Here is an 804-nt window from a genome sequence, read left to right as displayed (position 1 = left end):
CAGTGCGGCCTGACCGAGCAACCGCTAGCGATCAGTCAGCGTAATGCCCGGTCAGGTGGTGATTCAGGTGCAGCAGGGGAATATGCTGATATAGCGGCAAAAAACAGGAAAGCTCCGAAGAGGGGCTTTCCTGTTTAATTATGAACATCTTAAATTAACATACTCTTCAAAAAAATCTTTAAATGAGCGATGCATTATCTGTGTATATCTCTTTAGGAAAACATCATAACTAACCACTTCCCCAAAATTATCTGGTGATGTATTTAAACACCAGCAAATTTCATCATCTTTAAAATAAATCACTGCCAAATTATCAGGAAGAAAGTATTCATTACGGCAATACATTGTATCATAATAAACTGTACCACCGAACTCAGCCAACGCATCATTATCTTCAATCCCTGATATTTCTTGCTCAACAACTCCACCACCACCGGTTTTTTCCAAGAAAAATTTAAAGTCTTCCGGTAATCTAAAAGATAATGCACTCTCTAATTTAGTAATTTGCTCTTGATCTACAGCACCTAACCAAAAAACTTCATGCTTAGTTGTAGAAGATAGTTTACTAATTAAGCTTTCAATATCTTTCATCTTAATTCCTCACATAAAGTCTAAAGCACGAAGTTTCCAATAATCCGCTCTGAATGTATCATATTGATAAGCAAGACTTCCGTTATGTCTAAAGCTATTACCATTTTCAATTAATCCGTGTAATTGCTTATGATATTGTTTATGTGTCGATGATACCAACTCAACCATAGGTCCAGGCTCCTTACCAAGTATGTGGTGGAGGTTAATTTGTTT

The 804-nt window shown here is 36.7% G+C and carries 2 protein-coding genes; both read right to left on the bottom strand.

The window, feature by feature from the left end; all coding sequences use genetic code 11:
• Positions 1 to 138: 138 nt before the first annotated feature.
• Positions 139 to 591, bottom strand: a complete 453-nt coding sequence (locus ACQ4OC_RS19600) for an SMI1/KNR4 family protein (RefSeq protein ID WP_430971569.1) — start codon at positions 589 to 591, stop codon at positions 139 to 141.
• A 9-nt stretch (positions 592 to 600) separates the two neighbouring features.
• The coding region (locus ACQ4OC_RS19595; protein ID WP_430971568.1) for an HNH/ENDO VII family nuclease at positions 601 to 804 on the bottom strand (204 nt) is incomplete at its 5' end.

The sequence above is a fragment of the Yersinia sp. J1 genome (genome assembly GCF_050586585.1).
Lineage (GTDB): Bacteria > Pseudomonadota > Gammaproteobacteria > Enterobacterales > Enterobacteriaceae > Yersinia > Yersinia entomophaga.
The sequence above is the reverse complement of the archived record's forward strand: the minus strand, read 5'-3'. Positions and strand labels throughout refer to the sequence as shown.